This window comes from Paracoccus sp. MC1854 (assembly GCF_014164635.1).
GTDB lineage: Bacteria > Pseudomonadota > Alphaproteobacteria > Rhodobacterales > Rhodobacteraceae > Paracoccus.
The window spans coordinates 1-7,189 of record NZ_JACJFU010000063.1 but is presented as its reverse complement, the minus strand read 5'-3'; the positions used below and the strand labels follow the sequence as shown (position 1 = coordinate 7,189).

General features: G+C 62.8%; 8 protein-coding genes. 3 read left to right on the top strand and 5 right to left on the bottom strand.

The annotated features are described in order from the left end of the window. Positions 1-213 precede the first annotated feature (213 nt). Positions 214-774 (bottom strand): metallophosphoesterase, encoded by a 561-nt coding sequence (locus H5395_RS17305; RefSeq protein WP_182793773.1) that lies wholly within the window; start codon positions 772-774, stop codon positions 214-216. Positions 775-1,295: 521 nt separating this feature from the next. Here H5395_RS17305 and H5395_RS17300 point away from each other — a divergent pair. The 3 genes from H5395_RS17300 to H5395_RS17290 are packed head-to-tail and all read left to right on the top strand — an operon-like array spanning position 1,296 to position 4,430. Continuing rightward, entirely contained in the window at positions 1,296-2,654 is a 1,359-nt protein-coding gene (locus tag H5395_RS17300; protein ID WP_182793772.1) for a hypothetical protein, read from the top strand. After that, positions 2,651-3,340, top strand: coding sequence for a hypothetical protein (locus H5395_RS17295; protein WP_182793771.1), 690 nt, complete (start codon positions 2,651-2,653; stop codon positions 3,338-3,340). Before H5395_RS17300 ends, H5395_RS17295 begins: the two co-directional genes overlap by 4 nt. Continuing rightward, positions 3,327-4,430, top strand: a complete 1,104-nt coding sequence (locus H5395_RS17290) for a hypothetical protein (protein ID WP_182793770.1) — start codon at positions 3,327-3,329, stop codon at positions 4,428-4,430. The genes H5395_RS17295 and H5395_RS17290 overlap by 14 nt, the downstream gene beginning before the upstream one ends. 28 nt (positions 4,431-4,458) lie before the next feature. On the opposite strand, the gene H5395_RS17285 is transcribed toward H5395_RS17290, so the two are convergent. The 4 genes from H5395_RS17285 to H5395_RS17270 form a co-directional block, all read right to left on the bottom strand. After that, positions 4,459-4,986 carry a head-tail connector protein gene (locus H5395_RS17285; RefSeq protein WP_182793769.1) on the bottom strand — a complete coding sequence of 176 codons (528 nt, stop codon included), beginning with the start codon at positions 4,984-4,986 and terminating at the stop codon, positions 4,459-4,461. Then, the gene (locus H5395_RS17280; RefSeq protein ID WP_182793768.1) at positions 4,986-5,291 is read right to left on the bottom strand and encodes a hypothetical protein; all 306 of its coding nucleotides are present in this window, start codon (positions 5,289-5,291) and stop codon (positions 4,986-4,988) included. The genes H5395_RS17285 and H5395_RS17280 overlap by 1 nt, the downstream gene beginning before the upstream one ends. Before the next feature lie 56 nt (positions 5,292-5,347). Then, a complete protein-coding gene (locus tag H5395_RS17275) occupies positions 5,348-6,589 on the bottom strand; it encodes a phage major capsid protein (RefSeq protein ID WP_182793767.1) in 1,242 nt (413 codons plus the stop codon). 10 nt (positions 6,590-6,599) lie between these two features. Beyond that, positions 6,600-7,189 (bottom strand): head maturation protease, ClpP-related (locus tag H5395_RS17270; RefSeq protein ID WP_182793766.1); only part of this gene is annotated, 590 nt, incomplete at its 5' end.

Below are 7,189 nucleotides of genomic sequence, written 5' to 3'. Positions count from 1 at the left end.
GCAGATCCTCGGGCCGCTTGCAGCCCTTCAGCAACTCGTCCAGCAGCTCGTTGGAAATCGTCATCGTCCTTGCTCCTCTCAGGAAGCATGGACCGGGTCAGTCATACACAGAAGATCAGACACTCTCACCGGATCGGGATATCTCGCCCGATCCGGCCTCTTGCGCCGTTTTCGCTGCCACCCCTGCCCACCTCGGCTAGCGAAAAACTCCAATCACTCGGAGGTTGACCCTGCTCCCTCAGCTACCTTATGCAAACGCGACGGCGGCAGCATCAAGGCCTCCAACTCTGCCTGATCGGCGCTGACGGGGGTAAAGTCCCACTGATCGACGCCGACATTCACCTGCCCCTCGGCACCCCGCCAGTGAGTGTGAACGTGGCCAAAAAGCTGGACCGCTCCGGCCCGGGCACCGTTCCATGTGACCAGCGGATAGTGACACAGGACGAAGCGGCGCTCTCTAATGCCGATCTCGACCAGATCATGAACCGATGCCCAAGGCAGCGTTCGAGTAAGCCAGTCGGGATCGTGGTTGCCGCGTACCAGATGCTTCCGCCCCGGCAGCGCCGCAAAGGCGGCCTGCGCGGCCATGCGTCCGGCCTTGGTCTCGCAGGCGGCGAAATCGCCGATGATCCACAGATCGTCATCGGCTCTAACGACGCTAGAACGGACGATCATCGCGGCATCCATCGCCTCAGTCGAGGCAAACGGCCGGCTAAAAAAGCGCCGCACCGGGTCGTCTGCGAAATGGGTGTCAGCGGTGAAGAAATGGGTCATGCACGACCTTTTGAGATGGAACGGGGTCGATCCGATGCTGCATCTGTGCCCCGACGTCATTTTTGGGCCAAGATGAGATTGCAAGCATACTGAAGAGGCTGCGATAGTCTTCCAGATCCGTGAGCTTCTGGTCCGCTAGCGGAGGTAGCCGGTCAGCGCCCGGCGCGGGTATGGACGAATTCGAGGGGATCGTATCACAGGACGCGGCGCGGGCCGCACGGTTGATCGCCATGGTAGTGAGCTCTCTGGCAAGTGCACAATTGCACCCTTTTTCGGGCTTTGACTCCGACTTCTCGGACCTGTCGACTGGCTCCAGCGCTTCCAAACCTAACAGTTGAAGTCCATTCGTAGATTGTACTTCGGTGCGCTGCCAAGGGATCCGCCACGTCTAGATCCCCAGGCCAGCGCCGCGGCAAGCATGTGGGCGAGGCGCTTGCGGTGTCTTCCTCCCAATAGGTCACTCCGCCCGTTGCAGGCCTGCGGAAACCGTGCTCAAAACATGTAACAGGCAAAGGATCAGGATGTTGCGTCCGCCCCCCGAGGTTTACGTCGGCCTCCTTACGCTGCTTCTCACTTCAGGCTGCCGGGACGAAAATCCTCAGCGACAGTTCGAAGATGTTTCAGGTGACATAGGTCGGTACCTTGCCATTGACAGCGAGGACCCTGGGCGCACTGCCGACCGCCTAAGTTTGCTTGGCGAGATAACGAACGAACTCGACATTATCCGAACTGAATACCCAAACACTAAGCAAGGACGGCAGATCGCGGACGACCAACCGATCATCGGCATACGCCCCAGCGACTTGTTCCGGGAACTGACCATGTTGCAGCTTTGCGAACGTGACGTAATGAGCTGTGCGGCATTGCTGTCGATCGAGACAGCGCGGGATGCCCCGGATGCCCTTCCAGATGCCATCAGAGCTTTGGCTGCCGTGGGACAGATGGCTGAGGTCGAAAAGGAGATCAGCCTCCTTGACGCGGAGGACCGCCGGAGCGCAATTGATGCGGCTCTCGATGGCCTCACGGTTACGCACGATTGGCAGGGTGCGGAGCGTTTGATCGCCCTGTTGGAGGACAATCATGCCGAGCAGTTCGATATTATCCGCACCATAATCCAAAAACAGGCTGCCAGCGACCCGAGACTTGCCTTGGAGACGGTTTCGACATGGGTGAAAGCAATGCCCGAGAACGATACCTCCGGCTATGTGCGCCTGGAAAGTGGCATCGAGTTGTACGCCCAATTGGGGAGCGCCAAGGACGCTGTCGAGACTGTCGCGATGCTGCCGGAGGATCGGCAGTTCGGGACCTTGCTTCAACTGTACGTATCGTTTCGCGCTCATAGGCATGACGAGGCTGCAAAGCAGATCGATAAGCTTGTAGCTGCCAAGATTGCGAAGATGGAAGGCGTCACAGCTCGGTCCGTTGCCTGGAGCAGGGTGGCGGCTGCCAAAAGCAAGGTGGCTGCGAGCGGTGCTGTCGCCGACACGAGCGAAGGGGTTGCCTCGTTGATGGATGTGGATATCGATTTCGGCAATGTGTTCGGAGCCCGCGAAAGAACCTTGCCATCAAACGACGGCGAGCTCGGTAGCCTGGTCGCCGAGGAACTGCTCGAAGCCGACACCGAGGCCTATACCGAGGCTCTCGCGTCCGGCAGGCTGGAGCAAGCGATGGAAGCAGCGAAAAAAGCCCGTGACATTGCCTTAAGCGGACCTGCGGGACCGGTCCGCGACAGGGAGTTGGATCAGGTGGCCGGCATGCTGGCGGCGGTCGGAGACGGACACGCTGCAATTGTGGCCGCGCGTGCAATCGCAGACGCCACGGAACGCGCCAAGACTCAGGCGCGCATCGCTATCAGTCTGGCTGTGCGAGCTTCGGAATGAACGATGTCCCGGACCTCGACGAGAAGCCGTCTGACGCCGACCGCCTGGCGCGACTGGAGCATGGCTTGCAGGCAATCATGAGCAACCAGGACGAAGATGCGCTCTTGATCGCGCGTGTCGAAGCGGCGTTTCCCGATCTTGTCGCATTGAGTGACAGCTACTGCAGAAAAGTCAGCCGATTGGGGATATTGCTGCAGCGACCGCGCGCTCTAGGGGGACGGGCGTTGCGCGGGTGGCTCAGGAACCAGCGCCACCAGCCGCCCCTGCCTACCGTCAGCTTGACTCATCTTCTGGAGGCCCTACCCCGTCGACCGCGCCTCCTGTCCCTCGTCCCCGGATTGGTCGTGCTCACCTTGGCAGTTGCAATCATTGCGACAGGTATCGGGGCAGCCCTGATCGCACATGAACAAGCCGAGGTTCCAAGCCGCTGGGGCTTCCTTGGCAGGAAGTCGTTCGATCTTGTCACGTTTTCGCTTTGGATTGGAGGCGCGGGCATCCTGGTCGCGTTGGGAGGTGCGGCCTTGTGGGCGTTTCGGGATCAGCCACAGAAGAAGCTGGCCGCAGAGATGCGTAAGCGTCTGGCGACCTTGGTTTTCGGGACCCGCGGCGCGCTGAAGGAGCCATCGTTGATCAAGGCGATGCTCGACGTGCAAAACGAGAAGGCGGATCGAGATGCTGCTGCGTGAGATCCCCGCTCATCTGCTCCGTGGCGTCGCCGAGGGGCAGCTGCAGGTCTATGGTAGCATCGTGAAGGATACGGGAAGCGGACAAATCGTTGGGCATCTGCAGCAAACGGGACCGCTGTTGAGCCAACTCGCTGATGCACTGCCGGGGATGAACCCGCTCGGTTTCTTGGGGACTGGCCTCAACACGGTTCTCGATGTAAGAATCCTCGATCGGCTGGAAACGTTGCAGACCGGCATGACACAGCTGCTGGGAATGCAGTCCATTGATCTGGCTGGCTCTTGGATAAGCGTCATCCAGAACGAACAGATAAAGCAGAGGCTGGGGAATCTGCAAATCGCAGTTGAGAACGTGCAGGCGCTTCAGCTTGCCACATTGCTCGGCTCGGGGCTGGGCTTTGGTATTTCGGTTGCTCATCAGTACTATATGCAGAAGCGCCTGCGCCTGATCGAGACTCGGCTTGAAGATTTGCATCGCAAAGTCGACCGGATCACCAAAGACCGCCGGAGCGATGAACTTCGGATGATCTTGCGCCAACTTTCGGGTCTGCAGAATCTCTTCATAGCCCATGCCGAGAATGGTCTTGCGGGCATCTCCTTTGATCTCAGGATCCGTTTCACCGACATTCTTGAGCAATTCGAAGAACACATCAGCAGGATTCTGGATCCAGCTGTACCAGACGAACTAGCATGGAGCGATCTGGCCGGCATCTGGCCGCTTCTCAACGCTCTCGCGCTTTGTCATTCTGCTCGCATACATGTCTTGTTCGAGGCTGATGAACTGCCAACCGCGAAAAATCTTGCGGAGGGATCGGTGAGAAAGATGACCGAAGAGTTGAGGCGCTTCGATCCTGCCGCCGTTCAGCACCGACTTAGCCTGGGAGAGCCTCGGGTAGATGGAGTGCCACCCCGCACGGCGGCGCTGGTGCTTCTGCTTCAACTGCGTGATGCCTATGCTGCGATGATCCGAGCCGTCGCATGTCAAGGGTTTCTAGCCTGCCATCTGCAAAGGTCAGGCCATTCCGGCCGAGCCTACATGGCCGAGATCCGCAGAATTGATCGCCCAGCCGTGATGCTTCTGGAGCAAGGCTGAGCAAATGATCGAACCGTCCTGTTCCTCCTCACAGCCGGATCCGGCGATACGGCGCCAGCAGCGCCTCGACGGCAAAGGGCAAGGTGGTTTCCGCACCCGTGACCTGCCGATGCTCGTACCCCTGCGTGATCAGCAGCAGCATGGCCTGGCGAATGGCGGCGGGCACATCGGCGGGCGCGCCATAGCCCGCGGTGAAGGTGATCGCCGCAGGCCGGCCCAAGCCGAAGCTCGGCCGCAGCAGCGGACGCTGATCCTGCAGCGTGAGATCGTAGGCCAGTTCGCCTCCTTCGGCGTCGGTGAACACGGCACTGCCGATCACGGTATCGGGGAGCGGCAGCCGGATCGGCCCGGTGACCGCCGGCAGTTCCGCGCGCCAGGTCTGGGTCACAAGGCACCGGCCGAGGATCCCGGTTGGGCCGTCGAGCCAGGCGGTGGCCGCGTCGATGTAGTGCTGGATCAGCAGGTCCTCGTCATCATGCGCGACCCGGGCCTGCGCCTTGACCTCGGTCAGGGTGATCGGCTGCGCGGCCGGCGGGGTGACGAGGACCAGCCGCATCAGTCCGCGACCTCGCCGTAGACGGCGGGGTCGACACCCTGTCCGGTGAAGTCGGCCTCATCAGGACGCACTCGCTTGGGGTCGTTCCAGTCGATGGCGTTCTGCGCAGCGGTGGTGCCCTCGCGCGGATTGGCGTCGACGCTCTCGTGCCGCATATCGACGGTATTGGTGATTGTGGGTTCGATGATTGCGCCGGAGGCCTCCTCCAGTACTGCCGTCGGCGCAGGATCAGCGGCGCCATGAACATCTTCCTTGATTGCGGTCGCACCGGCTTTCAGTGCGGGATCGTTCTTCTTTACAGCCATGACAGCCTCCATTCAGACAAGGGTGGATGCCCGGCGTTCCCCGCCGGGCCGGTTGGTCAGGCTGCGGCCATCTTCAGGACCCGCAGCATCTCGGGATTGAGCAGGCCCCCGCCCACGCGCTTGGTGGTGTAGAAGTGGACGTAGGGCTTGTTGGTGAAGGGATCGCGCAGCACCCGGACGCCGGTGCGGTCGACAATGAGATAGCCGCGGCGGAAGTCGCCGAAGGCCACGGGCATCGCGCCGGGCGCGACATCGGGCATCGCCGCCATCTCGGTCACCGGATAGGCCAGCACGTTCTGCGGCTGGCCTTCGGTGAAGGAGGGCTGCCAGAGATAGTTGCCCTGGCCGTCCTTGAGCTTGCGGATGCCGGCCAAGGTGTTGCGGTTGGCGGCCAGGCGGGCGTTCTGCGCCGCCTGACCCGGGAGCGAATAGACCAGGTCGATCAGCTCGTCGGCGGTGATCGCCGTGGCACTCGCGGCGGTGATGGTCGGGATCGCCCCCCAGGGATGCGCTGCCGCCTTCAAGCCGCCCTCGGCATAGGTCAGGACCCCTGAGGGTTTGTTGACACCGTCGCCAGCGACGAAGGCGATGCCCTCCTGATAGGCGAACTCCGCCTCGATCTCGCTGGCGATCCACTGCTCGAGATTGATCGCGGCATCGTCGAGCATCTGCTGGGTGGCTCCCGGGTTGGCGTAGATCTCGCCGGGGGTGTAGTCGAGATGCCCGAACTGCGGCGTGCTGGTCTGCGGCCGCGGCGCAGTCTCGCCGACCCAGCCCGAGCCGAAGCCCTGCGCCGAGAAGAGCTTGCGAAAGCCGGCACCGGAGATCGTCTGGACCGAGGCGATCTGGCGCATGGGCGAGACCTCGACCAGCTTGTCGGTGATGGTGCGGTCCCATTCGACAGGGGCGAGATAGCCGCCCTCGGCGTCAGCGCCCCTGTTCAGTGCGGCTGACACCTCGCCCTTGCTGAAATGCGCGCGGAAGGCGTCGGTGTAGGCGGCATCAACGGGACCGGGCGCGCCACCCGAACCACCGATGCGCAGGGCCGCGATCTGCGCGGCCTGCGCGTCCATGGCGGCCTGCAGCTCGCCGACGGCGGCATTGATGCGGTCCACCTTCTCGGCCCGGACCACGTCTTCCTGGCCCTTGTGGAGCGCGGCCAGTTGGTTGCTGTGCTCGGCCTTGAAGGCCTCGAAGCTGCGCTGCAGTTCGGCGAAGATCTGCTTCGGATCGCCGCTGGCATCCGCGCGCAGGGCGACGATCCCGCGCGTGAGCGCAGGGTGGGACATCATGCTCATGTGGAACCTCTTACGTGAGCGTTGCAATCAGCGACCGCGCTGCGGCCGCCCAGTCGTCGTCAGCGCGCGGCGTGACGGATGCGGCAGCGCCGGGCGTGCCGCGGAGTTCGGCCAGAAGCGCACGGCGTTCCGACCGGGAGATGTTCTGCTTCGCGAGCAGGTTGTCGATGCGCTTGAGCGCGCTCGGACCGCTGCCGCTGGTCTCGGCCTCCTCGACCACATCGGCTGTGAGGAAGCCGTCCGCGAGCCGGGCCTTCACCGCCTGCGCGCCGCTGAACCAGGTCTCGGCGTCCATCCAGCCAGCGGCAACATTCGGATCGACGCCCGCCTTGGCGGCATAGACCTCGGCCATGGCGGCATCGAAGGGCACCATCGTCTCGGCCGCGGCGACCATGTCGTGGCGGTTGCCGACGGCGACCACCCAGGCATTGTGGACCATCAGGAACCCGGCACGGCCGATCCGGACCTCGTCGCCGGCCATGGCGATCACCGAGGCGGCGGAGGCCGCGAGCCCGAGGATGCGGACCGTGACCCTGCGCGGGTCCTGGCGCAGCAGGTTATAGATCGCCACGCCCTCGAAGAAGTCGCCGCCCGGGCTGT